Source organism: Palleronia sp. LCG004, assembly GCF_032931615.1.
In the GTDB taxonomy this organism is placed as follows: Bacteria; Pseudomonadota; Alphaproteobacteria; order Rhodobacterales; family Rhodobacteraceae; genus Palleronia.
Map to the genome: position 1 here is coordinate 1,270,720 of NZ_CP136759.1, position 19,514 is coordinate 1,290,233.

Consider the following 19,514-nt stretch of genomic DNA (forward strand, 5'->3'; position numbering starts at 1 on the left):
ATTTTCCAGCGTTTTTTCGTGAGATCAGACTTTCTACCGGCCTCAGCCCCTCCCCGGGGCAGCCAATTAACGGAAGAACTGGCTGCACCATCCCGTCGCAATGATGCGGGCGGGTCATACAAGGGAGATACGGTTATGCCCACCGGCACCGTGAAATGGTTCAACACCACGAAAGGCTACGGCTTCATCGCGCCCGATGACGGCGGCAAGGACATCTTCGTCCACATCTCGGCGGTCGAACGCGCCGGAATGACTGGCCTCGCCGACAACCAGAAGGTGAGTTACGAGCTTATCTCTGGCCGTGACGGTCGCGAATCCGCAGGCGACCTTCAGGCACTGTAAGGCTTGAACAATTTTAAGAATTTGAGCTTGCTCCGGGGCAGCCGGAGCGAGCTGAAAGTTTTTGAATTTTGAAGAGCGGTTATCCGCGGATTTACGACCCTAACTCGACGCACTTTCGAACTGATGCTTCAGTGAAGCCCGGATCAGCGCCTGGCGTGTTGTCCGTGGGATCGTTCGGCACCGTTTGGCACCGGGTCACCCTTTTCCAACGTCGTGAATGCAGGATCTTCGCCGCCTGATAGATGGAGAGAAGGCTGTCTATATTGGAGGCGGCGTTTTTCACCTCGACGAGCCGCTATCGGCTAATCGCAAACCATCTTTCTACGACGGCGAGCTTAAACCAGATTCCATAGAGACCGTGAGAATGTCTATCCAGTCAGTCGACTGAGGTTCGCGCGTTTCTTTGCCTGAAACGTCGTTCCGGGGCCATCGTAGAAAGCAGATGTTTGAACTGATCGTTCTTTCGAGGCTGGGATGTCGAGTATGAGACCGAGTGAATTCGCCTCGCTCAATAAATCCCGATCATCGGCATCAAGGATCTCGATATTGGGAACGCGCTTCGCGTGTATTTCGCCATGTGACTTTCCTGAATGGCAGAAGCGAAACCATTCGGATGAGCGGTGGTCGGGGCCATACCATCTTGCACGGGCGGACGAAGAACCCGAGGTCGGGGAACCGCAGGTGCCTTACCGAGGCGGGACGATCTTTACCGTGACGCCGGGCGTCCTAGGTCAGGGCGCAACGGAATAACGGAGAGAGACATGAGTACCGAATACCTGCACACGATGGTTCGCGCCAAGGATCTCGACAAAACGATGGCCTTCTTCGAGATGCTTGGGCTCAAGGAACGCCGGCGCAGCGAGTCCGAACAGGGCCGCTTCACGCTGGTCTTCATGTGTCCGCCAGATCAGGATGACGGCCGCGCGGATGTCGAGATTACCTACAACTGGGACGGCGACGACGACCTGCCCGATGACAGCCGCCATTTCGGTCATCTCGCCTATCGCGTCGACGACATCTACGAGATGTGCACGAAGTTCCAGGATGCCGGCGTGACGATCAACCGCCCCCCGCGCGACGGTCACATGGCGTTCGTCCGCTCGCCCGACAACATTTCGGTCGAGATTCTGCAGCGGGGCGACGCGAAGGAGCCGCAGGAGCCGTGGGCCAGCATGGAAAATACCGGTCACTGGTAAGCCTTGCAGCGGCGCTTCTTGCGCCCGGGGCAGTCGCGGCGGAGTGCCGTCTCGCCCTTGCGATCGCAATCGACATCTCGTCCTCCGTCGACCCGACGGAGGACGAGTTGCAACGACATGGTTTGGCAAGCGCACTTACGTCAGCCGAAGTGGTCGCGGCCGCCCTGTCGGTACCGGGCGCGCCGGTCGCCGTTGCAATCTATGAATGGTCAGGGCGCTGGCAGCAGATCCTGATAGCCGATTGGACATTGATCGAACGCGCCGAGGATCTCGACCGGGTTGCGGGGGTCGTGGCCGGATCGGCCAGATCGCACGACGATTACCCCACCGCGATGGGATACGCTCTCGGATACGGTGAGGGATTGCTCCGCCGCGCACCTGAATGCCTCTTCCACACGATCGACGTGGCCGGAGACGGCATGAACAACGATGGGTTCGGCCCGCGTCTGACTTACCAAAATTTCCCCTTCGACGGCATTACCGTGAACGGTCTTGTCATCGCGGAAGACGGACCCGAAATCGTTGAGTACTACGACAGTCAGGTCCGCTACGGGCCGGGATCATTCGTCGAGATCGCACGCGGCTTCGAGGATTTCGAGCGTGCGATGCGCCGCAAGCTCGAACGCGAGATGTCCATTCTGACGATCGGGAGCGCGGAACCCGCGATCAATAGATATAGCGGATCTGGTCGGTCCAGTACCGTTCAACCCGACGAAGCGTCGCGTTGATCACGTCGATCTGGTCCATGCTCAGGACATCGCGTCCCTGTATGCCATCGGCATGCCGTTCGAACAGGCGTTTGACGGTCTGGTGAACGGCGCGGCCCTTGGAGGTGAGCTTGACCCTAACGGCGCGTCGATCGATCTCGCAGCGCTGGTGGTGCATGTAGCCCATCTCGACGAGCTTCTTGAGATTGTAGGAGACGTTCGATCCCTGGTAGTAGCCCCGCGTCTTGAGTTCGCCGGCCGTCACCTCGTTATCGCCCACGTTGAACAGCAAGAGAGCCTGGACCGGGTTGATCTCGAGCACGCCCACGCGCTCGAACTCGTCCTTCAGAACATCGAGCAGGAGTCGATGCAGCCGTTCGACCAGGGAAAGCGTCTCGAGATATTCTGAGATGAACTCCCGCTCCCGGCCCCGCTCCATCCGTTGCATCACACTCATCCGGGCTTCCTCGCCAAACTGACTTCCTGTGAAGACGAAGATGCGTGCGAAGACCTAACAATTCGTCAAGAACTGCGACTTTTATTCAAACCGTCGGACATATGGGCGGTGATCTCGGAAACGAGCGGAGCGAAACGCGGTGGCGGGGCTGCCTGCCCGCTTACCCAGCGGTAAAGCTCTTGGTCGTTCTCGGTCAGCATCTCCTCGTAAAGCTCGATGGTGCCAGCATCGAGGTCTGCGAGATGGGCATCCGCATAGCTCCCGAGAATGAGGTCCATCTCCTTCATGCCGCGACGCCAGGAGCGGAGCCGTAGCCGCTTGAGGGTGTTGATCTCGACATCCGTCATCGCGAAAGCTCCTTTTCCGGAAAGATGGGCCGGACTCGCGCCAGCGGCCTCACGGCGTTTCCTGTTGAACGCGGACTGGACCTCTCCTAAGACGAATGCGCCCTGAAATCCAGCCGAGGACGATCATGCAACCCCTTTCCGAGACCCTCGACCGTGTAAAGCCGTCGGCCACGATCGCCGTGACCGCGAAGGCGGCCGAACTCAAGGCCGCGGGCCGCGATGTCATCGGCCTCGGCGCAGGCGAGCCCGATTTCGATACGCCCGATCACATCAAGGCGGCGGCGATCGCAGCCATCGAAGCCGGACGGACCAAGTACACCGCAGTGGACGGCATTGCCGAGCTGAAACGCGCCATCTGCGACAAGTTCCGCCGGGACAACGATCTGGACTATGCACCTTCGCAGATCTCGGTCGGAACCGGCGGCAAGCAGATCCTCTACAATGCCCTCATGGCGACACTCAATCCCGGGGACGAGGTCGTGATCCCCGCGCCATATTGGGTCAGCTATCTCGACATGGTGGTCCTGGGGGGCGGCACGCCCGTGACCATCGAATGCACGCTCGACGCGGGTTTCAAGATGACGCCCGAACAGCTTGCCGCGGCGATCACGCCGAAAACGAAGTGGGTGATCTTCAACTCGCCGTCGAACCCCACCGGCGCGGGATATTCGCGTGACGAGATCGCCGCGCTTGCCGACGTGCTGAAGGCCCATCCGCAGGTCATGATCATGACCGACGACATGTACGAGCATCTGCGTTTCGGCGACTTCGTGTTCCACACCCCAGCTCAGGTCGCGCCCGAGCTTTATGACCGGACGCTGACCTGCAACGGCGTCTCGAAAGCCTATTCGATGACCGGCTGGCGCATCGGCTATGCCGGAGGGCCGGAATGGCTGATCAAGGCCATGGGCAAGATCCAGTCGCAGTCGACGTCGAACCCGTGCTCGATCTCGCAATGGGCGGCAGTCGAGGCGCTGAGCGGACCGCAGGACTTCCTGCGCGAATGGTGCGCGATCTTCGAGGCACGGCGCGATCTGGTGCTGCAGGGGTTGGCCGAGGCCGAGGGGATCTCCTGTCCGATCCCGGACGGTGCCTTTTATGTCTATCCGTCCATTGCCGGGATCATCGGCCGGACGAGTGCTGGCGGCGCGCATATCGCGAACGACACGGATTTCGCGACCGCCCTTCTGGAGGAGGAGGGCGTCGCCGTCGTGCCGGGCGTGGCTTTCGGTCTCAGCCCGCATTTCCGGATCAGCTATGCGACCTCCGAAGAAGCGCTTGCCGAAGCGATGAAGCGGATCGTGCGGTTCTGCGGCGCGATGAGCTGAACACAAAAGAAAGGCCCGGCCTGCCACACGGAAGGTCGGGCCTTTTCACTTATTCGGTACGCCTTACTCGGCCGCTACGCGCTGGCCATACTCCACCGCACCGAACTCTTCCAGAACCTCTGCATATTCCGGGTCCTGCCGTGCGACAAAGAGGGTCGCAGCCAGCATTCCCTGCTTCGATCCACAATCGAATCTGCGGCCGGAGAACTTGAAGCCCGCAAGCCCCAGACGCCCGATACCTGCCGCGATCGCGTCGGTTAGCTGATACTCGCCCCCGGCCCCCGGCTCGAGAGCATCGAGGTCGCCGAAGATGGACGCGTCGAGGATGTAACGTCCGACGACGGCGTGACGCGAAGGGGCTTTCTCGGGCGCGGGTTTCTCGACCATGCCGGCAGCGTAGATGACCTTGCCGTCGCTTCCATGCGCATCGAGCACACCATACGAGGATACGGCCTCGCGAGAAACTTCCATTGTCGCAACCATGTGGCCCGTCTTCGACGTTTCGTAGGCTTCGACCATCTCGGAGAGGCAGCCGCGTTCGCCCAGGATCAGGTCGTCGGGAAGAATGACCGCGACGGCACCGGGAAGGACATGCTTCGCTGCACAATTTACCGCATGACCGAGCCCGAGAGGCTTGTCTTGCATGACGAACACGAATTCTTGGTTCTCGTCATCGAGGGCGTCGCGTTCGAGCTTGTCCGCGATCTTGCCTTTTCCCTTCTGACGAAGGGCGTGACCGAGGTCGGCATCATGCCGGACATGCCGCTCGATCGAACTTTTCGATGGGTGCGAGACGAAGATCATCCGCTCGATCCCGGCCGCACGTGCCTCGTCGATCGCGTACTGGATCAAGGGCGTGTCGATGACCGGGAGCAGCTCCTTCGGAACCGCCTTGGTAGCGGGGAGAAAACGCGTTCCGAGCCCTGCGACGGGAAAGATTGCGGTGCGGACGGCGGCATTCGACATGCGGAGATCCCTTTGTGTTGGACTTTTCAGCGTTGCAACGCAGCACGCTGACTTTGGTTGCCAACGTTCTACGCGCTGCGCGCGGGTACCGGACACCCTTTCGACCCGTCGTCTAGTTCCGGGACATGTCGTGCAGGAGTATGACCGATAAATGTCTGAAATGAGGCATTTTTGGACGCTTCGGGAACATCGAGCCCCTATCATTTGACTGGCGTAAAAGCGCCTATGGTCCGTAACTGAGGAGCGTCCCTGTGCCGATCGCCAAGGTCGCGCTGCACTTGCAGCATGGATTGCCTTCCGTCACACCGCGTCTAGATCGATCGTCATGCAGATGGTTTGCAATCGCCGGCAAGATCCGCAGACATAACCTCGACAGAAGGTCACCCGGGAAGGAATTCATGACGATCAGCAAGTCCGACCAGCAGATGTTGTCATCGCTGGCAAAGCCCTACGACCGTATCGCCGTCATCGGCGCAGGATCCTGGGGAACCGCACTTGCGACCGTCGCGCGCCGCGCGGGACGCGAGGTCGTTATTTGGGGCCGCGACGGTGAAGTGACCAAAGCCATCTCTGACCGTCAGGAAAACCCGAAATACCTGCCCGAGATCGGATTGCCCGAGGGGATCGAGGCGACGACCGACATGGCTGCGGCATTGCGGAACGCCGATGCCGTCCTCGTCGTGACGCCCTCGACCACGCTTCGCCAGATCTGCGCGCAGATGAAGCCCCATCTCGGGGACGGCGTGCCCGTCGCGCTCTGCGCCAAGGGTATCGAAGCGAAGACCGGCCTGCTTCTTGGGGAAGTGGCCGCAGAGGAGTTGCCAGGACACCCGATCGGCGCGCTGTCCGGCCCGACCTTTGCAAAGGAGACGGTCCTCGCGCATCCGACGGCGGCCACTGTCGCATTCGATTTCCGCTACTCCGACAGGCTCGCGCCGCATAACAGCCCCGCAGCACGCCTGGCCATTTCGATGAGTTCAGAATCCTTTCGACCCTATATCTCCGACGACCTCGTGGGCGTCGAGATCGGTGGTGCGGTCAAGAACGTCATCGCCATCGCCTGCGGGATGATGTCGGGGGCCGGCTTTGCCGAGAACACGCGCGCGGCCCTCATCACCCGTGGCATGGACGAGATGAAGACATTGGCCGAAGTGCTTGGTGGAAGGCGCGAAACGGTGACCGGCCTGTCCGGCGCGGGGGACCTCACCCTTACCTGCTCCTCCACAACCTCGCGCAACATGAGCCTCGGGACGCAGCTTGGACAGGGTCTCCGCCGCGAGGAGTGCTTTGGTGGCGAGAACGTCGTCGTCGAAGGCGAAGTCAACTCGATCTCGGTGGTGGATCTCGCCGCTCAGATTGGTGTCACCCTCCCGATCTGCGAGGCCGTGCACGCGATCCTTCACGAGGGTGCAGATCTCACTCAAACCTTCCGGGATCTCTGGTCCCGTCCGATCGAGGGCGAGCCGCGCACGCTCGGCATCTCACTCAATCATCCCTTTGGAGAATCCGCATGACCGACGACACCTTTGTCCCCGGAGCCAACATGAGCGGTCGCCGCTTCGTTCTGGCAACCGACCTCGATGGGACGTTCCTCGGCGGCAGCGACGAGGATCGCAAACGCCTCTACGACTGGATCGAGGAAAACCGTTCGACCATCGGTCTGATCTTCGTGACGGGCCGCGACCCGAAATTCATCGTGGAACTCTGCGAAGGTGGCGTTCCGTGGCCTGAATACGTGGTAGGCGACGTCGGTACCACGATCGCACAGGTCCACGGCAAGACGATCTCGCCCATCGACTCCCTCGAAACTGAAATCGCCGAGACCTGGAACGACGGTGGTGAGAAAATTCGCGAGGCGCTTGCCGACGCACCGGGTCTGACCCTGCAGGATACCGATTTCCGCTACCGCGTGAGCTACGACCTGGACCCCGATGCGTTCGACATTGCGACGAATGACAAGGTCCGCGAGATGGGGTACGACCCGCTCGCCTCCGACAACCGCTTCTACGACGTGCTCCCGCGGGGTATCAGCAAGGGTCCGTCGATCAAGCGCCTCGTCTCGCACCTCGGGATCGCGCCGGATACGGTCCTTTGCGCGGGCGATACGCTCAACGATCTCTCCATGCTCGAATGCGGCCTTCCGGCCGTTGCCGTTGGCGGAGCCGAGGCCGCGCTTGTTGATCGCGTCTCGACATTGCCGCATGTCTATGTGGCGAAGGGCATCGGCGCGGCTGGCATTCTCGAAGCTGTGGCCGAGCTCGACCTGCACGACACACCCGAAGGATAAGTCATGCCCTCTGATCTCGTCATCGTTTATCATCGCCAGCCCTACGAGGAGGTGGAGGAAGACGGCAAGATCGTCTTCAAGGAAAACAAAAGCCCGAACGGCATCGTCCCGACGCTCAAGGGGTTTTTTGGTCGCGTCGACAAGGGCGCATGGGTCGCCTGGAAGCTTTCCGATACACCGAGCGACCCCGGCTTCGAGCGCGTGGTCGAGATCGAGGACAGCTACGGCAAATATTCCGTTTCGCGGCTGCCGCTGACCGAGGCGCAGGTCAAATCCTTCTACCATGTAACCTCGAAGGAAGCCTTCTGGCCGATCCTGCACTCCTTCAAGGAAAAGTACGATTACGACCCCGTCGACTGGCCGACTTTCCGTGAGGTGAACTGGGCCTTTGCCGAGGCCGCTGCGGCCGAGGCCGCAGAGGGTGCGGTCGTCTGGGTCCACGATTACAACCTCTGGCTCGTGCCGGGATATCTCCGCAAGCTGCGTCCCGATCTCAGGATCAGCTTCTTCCACCACACGCCCTTCCCTTCGGCCGACATGTTCAACGTGTTGCCGTGGCGGCGCGAGATCATCGAATCGCTTCTGGCGGCCGACGTCGTGGGCTTTCACATCCCACGCTATGCCGCCAATTTCGTGGGCGTGGCCGAAAGCCTCTTCGACGTGGAGACGGGCGAGCGGAAGCCGGTGAACCCCGACTTCATCAAGGAACACGTGGCCTTGTCGGAACGTCGCGTCGCGCAGACGATCACCTTTAACGGTCACGAGGTCCACGTTCAGGCCTCACCCGTCGGCGTTGATCTGGACTACATCCAAAGCAAGGCGGGCACCGACGAGACGACCGAGAAGGCCCGGCAGATCCGCGAGGATCTGGGCGATGTCGCTATGGTCCTGTCCGTCGGGCGCACCGACTACACCAAGGGCGGCAGCGACCAGCTGATGAGCTTCGAGCGGATCCTCGACGAAAATCCGGAGCTTCACGGCAAGGTCCGTCTGATGCACGTCTCCGTTTCGGCCAATCGGAACATGACGGTCTACGAGGGCATCCAGAACGAGATCGAAGCAACGGTCGGGCGCATCAACGGTCGGTTCGGCACGTTCGACTGGACGCCCGTCACGCTGATGAGCCGGGCGATCCCCTTCGACGAACTCGTGGCCTACTACCGGGCCGCGGATGTTGCTTGGATCACGCCGCTCGCCGACGGGATGAACCTCGTCGCGAAGGAATTCGCGGCCTGCCGGTCGGACAATCGCGGTGCGCTGGTCCTGTCGGAATTTGCGGGTGCGGCGGTCGAGATGGGGTCGGCAATCCTCGCCAACCCGTTCTCGCACAAGAGCATGGACCGTGCCCTTTTGCAGGCGTTGCACATGTCAGAGGAGGAGCAGGAGGACCGCATGAAACACATGCGTCAGACGATCTCCAAATACGACATCAAGGCCTGGGCCGAAGACCAGATGGCGGGCTTCACGGCCAAGGACGGCACGATCTGACGGTAAAGGCCCCTGCCCGGCAATTCCGGGCGGGGGCGATCAGTTCGTGAGCTGACGGGCGAAGCCCACGCCGCCACCGAGAAGCGACAGCGCCACCTGGATAGAGCTGACGGGCGATTCGGTCGCGAGAACGAGATCGCCCGGCATGATCTGGAAGTTCTTCGCGCTGAAGAGGCCGTCCGCGCTTGTCAGATCGATTGCGAAGACCACACGATCTTCGCGCGGTCCGCGCAGTCCAGCGGCAAGGGCCGAGCGGGGATATTCCCGGAGCACCAGCACGCCTTGAGGGTCCGCACGGGTATCCGTCAGCCCGCCGATCATCGCAATCGCTTCGAGTGCCGTGACCCGCTCGTCCCTGAACGGGATGATGTCTTCCTTGCCTGCCGCACCGAGCGCGATGAAATAGCGTTCGTCCTCTTCGACGATGATCGTATCGCCACCCTGCACAAGCGCGTTCGCCGTCGGGTTCTCGTAGATCCGGTCGAGCGCGATCGCGTAATTCTGTGCGCCACGCTGCAGGCGGATGCGCGGATTGCGCAATGTCGGAGCGACGCCGCCCGCCTGGCTGAGCAGCGTCAGGACATTCGTCGACCGGTCACGCAGCGGAAAAACGCCCGGCGCGCCGACACCCGCGGCGACGGCCACCGAATTCTCTGTCCCCTCGCTCAATGCGATCTGCACCTGCGAGGACGGCGCGATCTCGGTCAACTGGGACTCGATCGCCTCACGGGCGCGTTGCGGGCTCATCCCCGAGATCCGCACCTCACCCACATACGGGATGAAGACGCGGCCATCCGGGCTCACCTGCATCTCTCCGAGAGGGGCCTGACGCTGATCGAGCCCCGTCAGCAGGGAGTTCTCGGAACTGTCCCAGATGACGACGGAAACACGATCGCCAGGCTTGATGATCTGGCCAAGCGATCCTTCGGTCGCGCGCGGCCACCCGTCGCTCGCAAGCGCTCCGACGGCCGGCCATTGTTCGACCGTCGGGAGAAAGGCGCGGGTCACGGGATAGAAGGCATAATCCTCAGTCTCGCCCTTCGAGGGGCGAATCTCGGATTGAAGGGCCGCGCCCCGGGGCAGACCCGAACAGCCGGCTGTGAGCAGAACGGCCCCTGCAAGGGTTGCGGTTACCATCCGTCGGATCACGATTTCCCCCTTGGGACGCTTCGGCGATGGGCCATTTCGCCCGCTGCGACAAGATACTAGGATGACGACGGAACGCAATCGCCGGTATTGGACAGAACAAGCAATGGACGGATTCCGAGCGGAAAAACCCGCCATCATCATCGGCGCGGGCGGATCCGTAGGCAGACGCATCCGCCGTGCCTGGCGGGCGACGGGCCATTCCCATATGACCGTGGGGCGCGGTGTGGATGCCGATCTGCGCTGGGACCTGACAGGTCCACCTCCTCCGTTCGATGCTGCACGCGGTGCGGGGATCGTCGTGCTGGCGGGGGTGACGCCTGCAAGCGGCGGGGATCTCGCGGACAACCTCCGCCTTGCGCGGGCTGGGATCGAGGCCGCGCGCGCCTGGGGCGCTGCGCATGTCTTTGTCGCCTCGTCCTCCGCCGTCTACGGGCCGACGCCGCCCATTCCCGTGGACGAGGACGCCCCCCTTAACGCGTCCAGCCCCTACGCCGCCGCAAAGATCGAAGTGGAGTGCGAGACGGTCGCAAAGGATGTGACCGCCCTCCGGATCGCCAACGTGGCTGGGGCTTCGCAGCCGTTCCTTGCCATCCGTGCAGGCGGACATGCGAAGCTCGACCGGTTCGCGGATGCGGATGCCCCCATGCGCAGCTTCATCGGACCCGTATCGCTCGCCTCCTGCTTCGCACGGCTCTGCGATCTCGCCGCGTCGGGCCGGGACTTTCCGCCTGTATTAAACATCGCCTCCGCGCGCCCGATCAGGATGATCGACATCTTCGCTGCGGCAGGAGTGACACCCGACCGTCCCGCGGCATCCAAAGATGCGATTGCCCATGCCAATCTCGCCACAAAGCGTCTTGCGGAACTCTGGGACGTTCCCGACCATGATGCGGAGGCACTCTGGGACGAGGTTCGCGCGACCGACGAAGGGGCTTATCCATGACACTTGGCAAACGGATCCTCGACATTGCGCTTGCGCTGATTCTGGGGGCGATCCTGCTCCTCCCGGGGCTCTTCATCGCGCTCGCGGTTCTGCTGAGTTCGGGGCGGCCGATCCTCCATCGTTCGGAGCGGATGCGAACGACGGATGAGGCATTCCAGCTCTGGAAATTCCGGTCCATGCGTCCCGACAAGTCCGACGCGGGCGTGACCGGAGGCGACAAATCCGACCGGATCACTGCGATCGGACGGGTTCTGAGGCGCACGCGGCTAGACGAGTTGCCACAACTTTGGAACGTCCTACGCGGTGATATCAGCTTCGTCGGACCGCGTCCGCCGCTGCGCCGCTACACCGACATGTTTCCGGACCTCTATGCCCAGGTCCTGCATTCGCGCCCCGGAATCACGGGGCTCGCGACGCTCAGGTTCCACCGTCATGAGGAGCGGCTATTGGCCGATACCCGGTCGGCAAGCGAGACCGAGGAGGTTTACTGCCGCCGCTGCGTGCCGCGCAAGGCATCGCTCGATCTTATCTATCAGCAAAACCGGACGCTCTGCATGGACATCGCGCTGATGGGAGAGACGATCACCCGGCTGATACCCTCGCGCCGTTAGCGCAGCCCGGTATGAACGTCCCGAAGCTCGAAATACCCGAGCCGGGGCGACACGAACTGCCGCGACTTGCGCACCGCGCCGACACCGTCCACCCAATAGATATTGTCGAAGGTCTCGCCCTCGGCGCTCTCGCAGGACTCGTCGATGCGGATCGTAGCAAAACGCCGTGAAGTGACGACAACCTCTTCTCCGGCCGTGTAGGAGAGATCGCAGAAATAGCGGAACCGCTGAACCGTTTCGTCACCCTGAAGCCGATAATGATCGCGCACGACCTGCCGCGCACCGGCGGCAAGGTCCGGAACCTCTGCCGAGCTCAGATCGTAGCCGAAGCCGGCCGTTCCGACGATCTGACCACCTTTTAGCGACACGCTGTAGCCCTCGGGCGTGACCCAGGTCGACACATCGCGGTTCTGCGCCTGAGGGACGAGACCGACCTCGCTGCCGAATTCCGGAATGTCGAGCAGGATCACGTTGACCGGTGCCGCATTCAGTTCCGCATCGCTGAGCGTCACGCCTTCGCCTTCGGCACCGCGACCACCGACGAATGAAGCGATCGAACTTCCGAGCTCGGAGAATGCCGAGCTACGCGTGCTGTCCTCGCTTGCGCAACCCGCGAGTGCCACGAGCGCCAGAGCCGCGAGAGGGCGCATTATCGTCATCTCCATACCCGTCCCCATTGATCCTCCAGCCCATCCTCGTGATAGTCGCGGACCTTCTCGTAGAGCCGTCCGTCGACGTTGAGCCTCGCGCCACCGTCGCGGGTAATCGGCCGGATCGTGGTCGAGACCTTGCTGGTCGACGGCCGGCCCGTGAACCACGCGACCGGGACTTCGAGCGTAATGCCCTTGTCGAATGACCCTTCGCCGAAATCCTCGGACGAGACATCGGTCTGTGTCGCGAAGACGCCGACCCGCCAGCCGTTGCGGAACTCGCGCGTCACGCTCAGCGTCGCGCCGACGTCGCCGGCGAGATAGCGACCGACATCGAGTTGCACGTCGAGTTCGTCGGTAAGTTCGTAGTAGGCCGAGACGTGACCGGTCGCGACGTCGTAATCCTGAAACCCGAAGCGCTGGTCGAAATCGCGCTGCGCGACATAGTTGAGCTCGGCTCCGAGGCCCAGGCGGCTCTCGACCGGCTTCCACAGGATCTCGGTCGAGATGCCTCCGAACATCCGCTCGAGGTAACCGGCAGTGACCCGACCATAGACTTCCCGCGCGGGCTTGAAGTAGTAGGCCGCCGTCAACCGGTCGAGCGCCAGATCGGCCTCTTCGTTGTACCGGGCGAAATTCGTGCGCACGGGCTGCAGCGCCGAGCTCGCCCTCTGATCCGTATCGTCGAGATTGCCAAGCAGGACCTGTGAGACCGACCCGCTGAACACGATGCCGGGACGCGGCTCGTAACTTGCTCGCGCACCCAGACCGACACCGAAACGCAATGGCGATTGCGGATCGAAGAAGACGCGACGGACGAAAGGACCGACGGACCAGTCGAACCGCGGAAAGAGATCGCTGCTGAGCGTCGCATCGGGATTGGGTCCACGCGCATCGCCGATCCCCGCCACCGCGAGCAGTCGGGCCGAAGCGTCGGGCGACAGGACGAGCGCTTCGACATCGGAGCGGCGCACAGTGACTGCCGAGGCGGGAATGCCGTCGACGCTGGGGACGATGCGGAAGGTCTCGACCGAGCTTGGCATGGTGCGGGTCAGTGCCCGGGCCATCCGCCCAACCGCCTGCGCGCTGGCATTGTAGGTCGGATTGCGAAAGCGCACCTCGACCGCGTTGGGCCCGAGGATCTCGAACGCCTCGACCGTAAGCCCGGTCTCGCGCGCCTCGGACGTCAAAGCCGTCAGGAGCGCCGATTGCACGCGCGGAACGCTTGCCCAGTCTTCCGACCATTGGTCGGGCGAACTCGCGCGGGAGGGGCGCGGGGCCACGGGGGCGGGTGCCGGTCCGACGCTTCCCACCACGGGTGGCCGGGTGGGATTACCCGCAAAGGTGAGCTTCACACCGAATTCCGAGCCGTAAAGGTAGTAGGCCCCGATATCGACTGCTTCGTTCACCCGATAGGATGCGCCGAAATTGAACGACGAGGATCGATCCATGATCCGGCTCGAGAGGGGCCGGTCGTTCCCGGTCTCGATCGTGTAGGCGTCGGATCCATACTCCGCGAGCAGGGTCAGGCGATCGGTTGCCTTGAAGATCACGCTGCCGAACGGTGCGACGTCGCCCCGGAACCACTGATCGATGTTGAACTCGCCGCCGAGACCCGCATCGATATCGTCGCGCGTGCCGGTTTCCCCAATCGGATCTTCGGAGCCGAGCCGCCCCCAGCCGAGCCCCGCCGAAACCGCCAGCCGGTCGCCAAAGGTCTTGGTCGCCACGACATATTCACCAGACGACACGCCCGTCCCTGCGAGATCCTGCAGGCCGACCTTGAGCGCAGGGAGGTATTGCCGTTCGCGCAGGAGGGTGACCGAGATGTCGAAGCTGCGGTCGAAATAATCCTCGTATTCGGGCTCGCCCAGAAGGTTCAGGCCCGAATACTTGCTGTAACGGAATGCCCCCTGCACCCGGGGAAGGCCCTGGAACGACAGTGTGCCACGCGTGATATTGCCGAAATGACCGATCGTGACCGCGATCTCTCCGTCAGGCTGATCGAGCGCGGTCGGTGTGTCGATCGCCCCGGTCACGCCGTAGAAGTTGAATCCCGGCCGGTCGAAATCCGCACGGGCGGCACCTGCGGCAAGCGCGATCGTGGCGCTCGCGGTCATGAGCTTCAGGGAATTCGCGATCTTGATCTTCGGATGCATGTTGGGTCGTCCCTGACAGGGCTGCAGGTTGTCGGGTTCTCTATGACGGGTCGTGCGGATCGCGTAAAGGCGGGCGATCAGCCAAGCAACGGCTTGGTATCGGCGGCCTCCGCGCGCCTGTACCCTTCGACCCACCGAGCAGCGACGGCCGCGGCGGCGTCGCTGTTGCCGGTGGCGAGCGCCTCGCGCAGGGAACGGATGGCCGAGGCGACCTCGATCTCGCTCAATGCGGCCTCGCGCACGCAGAAGATCTTCTCGTGGCGCGTGGTCAGATGCCCCTCGCCGATCACAAGCTCTTCGTGGAGCTTCTCGCCCGGCTTCAGGCCGATCTCGACGATCGCGATGTCGCCGTCGGGATTGTCCTCATCGCGAAGCGTGTAGCCGTATTCGGCGATGAGATGTTCGGCGAGTCCCCAGATCCGCACCGGATTGCCCATGTCGAGCACGTAGACCTCGCCGCCCTGCGCCATCGATCCCGCGACAAGGACTAGGCTCACGGCCTCCTCGACTGTCATGAAGAACCGCGTGACGTCGCGATGGGTGACTGTGACCGGACCGCCCCGCGCGATCTGGTCTTTGAAAAGCGGTATCACCGAGCCCGATGAGCCGATGACATTACCGAAGCGCACCATGGAAAAGATCGTGCGGTTGCTGCGTGCCGACAGGTCCTGCACCACGAGCTCGGCGAGGCGCTTCGACGCGCCCATCACGTTGGTTGGCCGAACGGCCTTGTCGCTCGACACGAGGACGAACCGTTCGCAGCCCGCCCGGGCGGATTCCCGGGCCAGCGTCCAGGTGCCGAGCACGTTGTTGGCGAGCCCGACCAGCGGGTTCTGTTCGACCAGCGTCACATGCTTGTAGGCGGCGGCATGCAGCACGACATCGACGCTGTGCGTCTCGATCGCATAGCGCACCAGCCGCGCTTCGGTGATGGAGCCCAGCACCGCGACCAGCTCAACCCCCGCATCCTGCGCGATCGGGGCAAGCGATTTCTCGGTCTCGTACAGTGCAAGTTCGGACAATTCGAAGATGACGAGTTTCTTCGGCGCGCAGCCCAACACCTGCCGGCAGAGCTCCGATCCGATTGAGCCGCCACCGCCCGTGACCATCACGACGCGGCCCGCGAATTCGCGCGCGGCCCGGTCGCTCTGCCGATCGACGATTTCACGCCCCATCATGCGCGCCGGCGAGAGCGGTACAAGCTTCTCGACAAGCGGCTCCTGCCCGATGAGCTGCGAGAACGACGGAAGCGCCTGAACCTCGACGCCCTGCGCCTGTAGCCTGCGCGCGATCTGCGTTTGCTTCGGACGCGACAGCGACGGCATGGCGAGAAGCACACGCTCGACCTTGCGGTCCGCTGCGATCGCCTCGATATCGACAGGTCGAAGAACCGGAAGACCCGCGATTGTCAGGTTCTGGAGCGACGGATTGTCGTCGACAAAGGCGACCGGTTCGATCTTGTCATGGGCCACCAGCGCACGGGCAAGCTGCATGCCCGTCGTGCCCGCCCCGTAGATCAGAACGCGGCAACGTTTGCCCTGCATTCGGTAGAACGAGATCAGGACCTCGAGCATCAGGAGCCTTGCGGCCGCAAGCAGCACGAAGAGCATGAGACCGAAAACGACGAAGGTCGCCGGCGCGAGCGGTGCGCTTGCGATGCGATGCAGCGCCGCGGCCATCACCGCAACGATCCCGGCGAGCACTCCGACCCAGCCGATCCCCTTGGCGTCATAGGCATTGAGCCGGATATTCGGGATCTTGAGTATGACGGAAGTAACGCCCGTCATGATCAACAGCAGTGCCAATGTAAGCAAGCCGACCCAGTCGCCCAGGATGGCTCCGATCGGATCCCCGAGCAGGAAAAGCGTCATGCAATAGGCGAAGGCTGTCAGGATCACGTCGACCGAAACGAAGACGACGCGCTTTTCAGACCGTTCCAGCCCGATCACGCGGGCCGACACGCGCTTGCGTGTCCGACCATACCATTCCTTCGTCGCCACCCGGGGCGCGGATTTCGGTTGCTTCATTGGCCCCTCGGGTCACGCGACCGCAGAGCGTGCTACTGCACGGTTAACTCGGAATTGGAAATCCTTATCCCGTTCCGGGCCTTTTCCACAATGCGATGACGTCGATTGGCAGAAATTCGCTTAAAGCCCCGTGCAATTCGGCATCGCTTTCACCTGCATTATCCATTCAGGTGGAAAGGCGTTCAACCGCGAGGGCAAGATCGGCGCGGAAATCGCGGGTCGCCGCCGCCTTGGCCTCAGCGTTCGGAACGCGAAGCAGATATGACGGGTGCAGCGTTACTAGCACCTCCATCCCGTCTTCGGTCCTTTCGAAATGGCCGCGCCGCTTGAGAATACCCTGCCCGCTTCCCGTCAGGCTCGCGACCGCGGTCGCGCCCATGGCCAGGATGAGCTTCGGGCGCACAAGCGTCCGTTCGGCATCGAGCCACCATTTGCAGGCCTGCACCTCGCCCGTGTCGGGGCGCTGGTGGATGCGGCGCTTGCCCCGTGGGGCGAACTTGAAATGCTTGACCGCGTTCGTGACGAAGGCTTGACTGCGATCCAGCCCCACCTCGCCCGCGATCTCGTCGAAGAGCTGCCCTGCAGGCCCGACGAAGGGACGACCGGCGAGATCCTCGTGATCGCCGGGCTGTTCGCCCACGATCATCAGCGGCGCATCGGTCGGCCCCTCGCCCATCACGACCTGTGTAGCGTCGCGATAGAGTGGGCAGCGTGTGCATCCCTCGGCCTCACGACGCAGAGCTTCGAGATCTGTGGCGGCGGGTGTTTCCTCGGTCATCCTGAGCCTTTCGCTGATCCGCTCCGCCCGCATGGGCGCAAGGGAAGGTGTGGCAAGCTGCATTTCACGTGCCCGCGCCTCGGCTCCCGCGATCATCTCGGGAATTGCCGCGGCTTCGGGAAGGTTCTTCCAGTATTTCCTTGGCATTTCCGATTGCATCGCCTGGATCTTGAGGCGCGCGGGATTGAAGATGTTCCGGAAATACGTGGTCCAGAGACCTTCGGTCGCATCTTCGGGAAAATCCGGCTTTGGCTGACCGGGCGCGAGCGAAACCTCCCCGCCCGTGAAGATCAGTGTCCGGCCGGGCGTCGCGATCATCCAGTCCATGTCGCCGAAGCGCCGCGCGAAGAACCCCGCCATCGGCTCGACGATATGGTGCGCAGGCTCGAACCAGGCGGCGAAGCGACGGCGAGGACCCTCGGCATCGATCTCGCGAAAGCGGACGAAAGCCTTCATCTTGTGCTTGTCGCGGTGCACCGCCTTTTCCAAAATACGCAGCCGGGCAAGCGCTTCATCTCCGCGATCCTGCATCAGCCCCGGTTGCGCACGCAACCGCCAGAGAAAAGCATAGAGTCTGGCAAATCTCTCGCAATCACTATGCCAGCAGACGCTTTCGGCAAGTTGGACAAAGCTTTTCGGGACATTCGGCCCCTGTCCTGTTGCAATCGGGGATGGCGCATCGCCGAACAGATCCCCCGGCCCATCGCCGTAAAGCCAGATCACCCCGTCCGGAGGCACCTCCTGCCCCAGCAATCCCCGGGCCGCGGCTCGCCAGGCAGATGCGGTGCCGAGTTCAGGCAGGCGAATCGTCTCCATCAGAAGAGGCTGAGCTGTTCCGGAGGCGGCGCGAAACGAGCGCGCAGATCAACGCTGTCCGTCAGTGCGCCCGGACGCCAGCCGCCGGCCGTGATGAAGGCCCGGGCCTTTTTCAGACTGGCCCCCATCCGCGTCAGATCCTCATAGCGCAGTTCACGGTGGCGACGCGTCGTCAGGATCCGATTGACGGTCTTGACCCCGAAGCCGGGCACCCGCAGCAGCATCTCGCGCGGCGCGCGGTTGACGTCGAGCGGGAAGTGATGCCGGTTCGAAAGCGCCCAAGCGAGTTTCGGGTCGATCTCGAGGTCGAGATTGCCGTCGATCGCACCTGCCGTGATCTCGGAAAGATCGAAACCGTAAAACCGCAAAAGCCAGTCGGCTTGGTAGAGCCTGTGTTCACGCTCCAGCGGTGGACGGATCAGCGGAAGCTTCGCGGTCGCATCGGGAATGGGCGAGAAAGCCGAGTAATAGACCCGCTTGAGCTTGTAACTCGAATAAAGCCTCGTCGATTGGCCGAGGATGGTGGCGTCGCTTGCACCGTCGGCTCCCACGATCATCTGCGTGCTCTGGCCTGCAGGGGCGAAACGCGGCGGGCGCTTGCCCTTGTGCGATCGTTCTTGAGACGCCTCGCTTGTCAGACGCACATCCGCCATCGCCTTACGGATCGTCCCGGGATTCTTCTCGGGCGCGTAGGATTTCACGGAGGCATCCGTTGGAAGTTCGACATTGATCGACAGACGGTCGGCATGTCGCCCCGCCTCCTCGATCAGTTTCGGATCGGCATCCGGAATGGTCTTGAGATGAATGTAGCCGCGAAAATTATGAACGAGACGCAGGTCGCGGGCGATCCGCACCATATCCGCCATCGTGTCGTCGGGAGAACGGATGATCCCCGAACTCAGGAACAGACCTTCGATGTAGTTGCGGCGATAGAATTCTAAAGTAAGCTCCACGACCTCTTCCGGAGAAAACCGTGCGCGAGTGACGTTGGAACTTACCCGGTTGACGCAATATGCGCAGTCGTAGATGCAGAAATTCGTCATCAGGATCTTGAGAAGACTGATGCATCGCCCGTCAGGCGCGTAGGCATGACAGATCCCCGACCCCTCGGTTGAACCTACGCCACTGCCGTCGCGCGAACTGCGCTTCGACGTGCCGGAAGATGCGCAGCTGGCATCGTATTTCGCCGCATCCGACAGGATTGCGAGCTTCTGCTGAAGATCCATCTTGGCCATAAGTCTAGGATACGACCCCGCCCCGCCG

The 19,514-nt window shown here is 62.5% G+C and carries 18 protein-coding genes; 9 read left to right on the plus strand and 9 right to left on the minus strand.

Going from position 1 to position 19,514, the window contains the following annotated elements; translation table 11 throughout:
* The first annotated feature begins 135 nt into the window (after positions 1 to 135).
* The 3 genes from RVY76_RS06120 (at position 136) to RVY76_RS06130 (ending at position 2,266) form a co-directional block, all read left to right on the plus strand.
* Positions 136 to 342: a cold-shock protein gene (locus tag RVY76_RS06120; RefSeq protein WP_111536106.1), complete on the plus strand. Its 207-nt coding sequence runs from the start codon at positions 136 to 138 to the stop codon at positions 340 to 342.
* 761 nt (positions 343 to 1,103) lie between these two features.
* Positions 1,104 to 1,538: a VOC family protein gene (locus RVY76_RS06125; protein WP_317376499.1), complete on the plus strand. Its 435-nt coding sequence runs from the start codon at positions 1,104 to 1,106 to the stop codon at positions 1,536 to 1,538.
* The gene (locus RVY76_RS06130; protein ID WP_317376500.1) at positions 1,505 to 2,266 is read left to right on the plus strand and encodes a DUF1194 domain-containing protein; all 762 of its coding nucleotides are present in this window, start codon (positions 1,505 to 1,507) and stop codon (positions 2,264 to 2,266) included. The genes RVY76_RS06125 and RVY76_RS06130 overlap by 34 nt, the downstream gene beginning before the upstream one ends.
* On the opposite strand, the gene RVY76_RS06135 is transcribed toward RVY76_RS06130, so the two are convergent.
* Together RVY76_RS06135 and RVY76_RS06140 are read right to left on the minus strand one after the other, a co-directional pair.
* Positions 2,205 to 2,702 (minus strand): MarR family winged helix-turn-helix transcriptional regulator, encoded by a 498-nt coding sequence (locus RVY76_RS06135; RefSeq protein ID WP_317376501.1) that lies wholly within the window; start codon positions 2,700 to 2,702, stop codon positions 2,205 to 2,207. The two genes, RVY76_RS06130 and RVY76_RS06135, sit on opposite strands and share 62 nt — an antisense overlap.
* A 65-nt stretch (positions 2,703 to 2,767) precedes the next feature.
* Positions 2,768 to 3,049, minus strand: coding sequence for a succinate dehydrogenase assembly factor 2 (locus RVY76_RS06140; RefSeq protein ID WP_317376502.1), 282 nt, complete (start codon positions 3,047 to 3,049; stop codon positions 2,768 to 2,770).
* 125 nt (positions 3,050 to 3,174) lie between these two features.
* On the opposite strand from RVY76_RS06140, the gene RVY76_RS06145 reads away from it, so the two are divergent.
* Positions 3,175 to 4,377: a pyridoxal phosphate-dependent aminotransferase gene (locus tag RVY76_RS06145; protein ID WP_317376503.1), complete on the plus strand. Its 1,203-nt coding sequence runs from the start codon at positions 3,175 to 3,177 to the stop codon at positions 4,375 to 4,377.
* Between the two features lie 63 nt (positions 4,378 to 4,440).
* Here RVY76_RS06145 and RVY76_RS06150 read toward each other — a convergent pair whose 3' ends face one another.
* Positions 4,441 to 5,343, minus strand: a complete 903-nt coding sequence (locus tag RVY76_RS06150; protein WP_317376504.1) for a UTP--glucose-1-phosphate uridylyltransferase — start codon at positions 5,341 to 5,343, stop codon at positions 4,441 to 4,443.
* A 398-nt stretch (positions 5,344 to 5,741) separates the two neighbouring features.
* Here RVY76_RS06150 and RVY76_RS06155 point away from each other — a divergent pair, with 398 nt between their 5' ends.
* Genes RVY76_RS06155 through ggpS form a run of 3 tightly spaced genes read left to right on the plus strand, consistent with a single transcriptional unit; the run spans position 5,742 to position 9,118 of the window.
* On the plus strand, positions 5,742 to 6,857 hold the full coding sequence (locus tag RVY76_RS06155) for an NAD(P)H-dependent glycerol-3-phosphate dehydrogenase (RefSeq protein ID WP_317376505.1): 1,116 nt from the start codon (positions 5,742 to 5,744) through the stop codon (positions 6,855 to 6,857).
* Positions 6,854 to 7,630 carry an HAD-IIB family hydrolase gene (locus RVY76_RS06160; RefSeq protein ID WP_317376506.1) on the plus strand — a complete coding sequence of 259 codons (777 nt, stop codon included), beginning with the start codon at positions 6,854 to 6,856 and terminating at the stop codon, positions 7,628 to 7,630. The genes RVY76_RS06155 and RVY76_RS06160 overlap by 4 nt, the downstream gene beginning before the upstream one ends.
* A 3-nt stretch (positions 7,631 to 7,633) precedes the next feature.
* The gene (gene ggpS / locus RVY76_RS06165) at positions 7,634 to 9,118 is read left to right on the plus strand and encodes a glucosylglycerol-phosphate synthase (protein ID WP_317376507.1); all 1,485 of its coding nucleotides are present in this window, start codon (positions 7,634 to 7,636) and stop codon (positions 9,116 to 9,118) included.
* A 39-nt stretch (positions 9,119 to 9,157) separates the two neighbouring features.
* Here the strand turns inward: ggpS and RVY76_RS06170 are convergent, their stop codons facing one another.
* A complete protein-coding gene (locus tag RVY76_RS06170; RefSeq protein WP_317376508.1) occupies positions 9,158 to 10,267 on the minus strand; it encodes a polysaccharide biosynthesis/export family protein in 1,110 nt (369 codons plus the stop codon).
* A gap of 103 nt (positions 10,268 to 10,370) precedes the next feature.
* Here RVY76_RS06170 and RVY76_RS06175 point away from each other — a divergent pair, with 103 nt between their 5' ends.
* Entirely contained in the window at positions 10,371 to 11,210 is an 840-nt protein-coding gene (locus RVY76_RS06175) for an NAD-dependent epimerase/dehydratase family protein (RefSeq protein WP_317376509.1), read from the plus strand.
* Entirely contained in the window at positions 11,207 to 11,821 is a 615-nt protein-coding gene (locus RVY76_RS06180; RefSeq protein ID WP_317376510.1) for a sugar transferase, read from the plus strand. The genes RVY76_RS06175 and RVY76_RS06180 overlap by 4 nt, the downstream gene beginning before the upstream one ends.
* On the opposite strand, the gene RVY76_RS06185 is transcribed toward RVY76_RS06180, so the two are convergent.
* From RVY76_RS06185 to RVY76_RS06205, 5 genes are all read right to left on the minus strand, one after another.
* Complete coding sequence (locus RVY76_RS06185; RefSeq protein WP_317376511.1) at positions 11,818 to 12,486, minus strand: YjbF family lipoprotein; 669 nt, start codon at positions 12,484 to 12,486, stop codon at positions 11,818 to 11,820. The genes RVY76_RS06180 and RVY76_RS06185 overlap by 4 nt on opposite strands.
* Positions 12,477 to 14,630 (minus strand): YjbH domain-containing protein, encoded by a 2,154-nt coding sequence (locus RVY76_RS06190; RefSeq protein ID WP_317376512.1) that lies wholly within the window; start codon positions 14,628 to 14,630, stop codon positions 12,477 to 12,479. Before RVY76_RS06190 ends, RVY76_RS06185 begins: the two co-directional genes overlap by 10 nt.
* 77 nt (positions 14,631 to 14,707) lie before the next feature.
* Positions 14,708 to 16,657 (minus strand): nucleoside-diphosphate sugar epimerase/dehydratase, encoded by a 1,950-nt coding sequence (locus RVY76_RS06195; protein WP_317376513.1) that lies wholly within the window; start codon positions 16,655 to 16,657, stop codon positions 14,708 to 14,710.
* A gap of 166 nt (positions 16,658 to 16,823) precedes the next feature.
* Entirely contained in the window at positions 16,824 to 18,251 is a 1,428-nt protein-coding gene (locus RVY76_RS06200) for a UdgX family uracil-DNA binding protein (protein WP_317376514.1), read from the minus strand.
* Positions 18,251 to 19,486 (minus strand): putative DNA modification/repair radical SAM protein, encoded by a 1,236-nt coding sequence (locus RVY76_RS06205; protein ID WP_317376515.1) that lies wholly within the window; start codon positions 19,484 to 19,486, stop codon positions 18,251 to 18,253. The genes RVY76_RS06200 and RVY76_RS06205 overlap by 1 nt, the downstream gene beginning before the upstream one ends.
* Between the last annotated feature and the right edge of the window lie 28 nt (positions 19,487 to 19,514).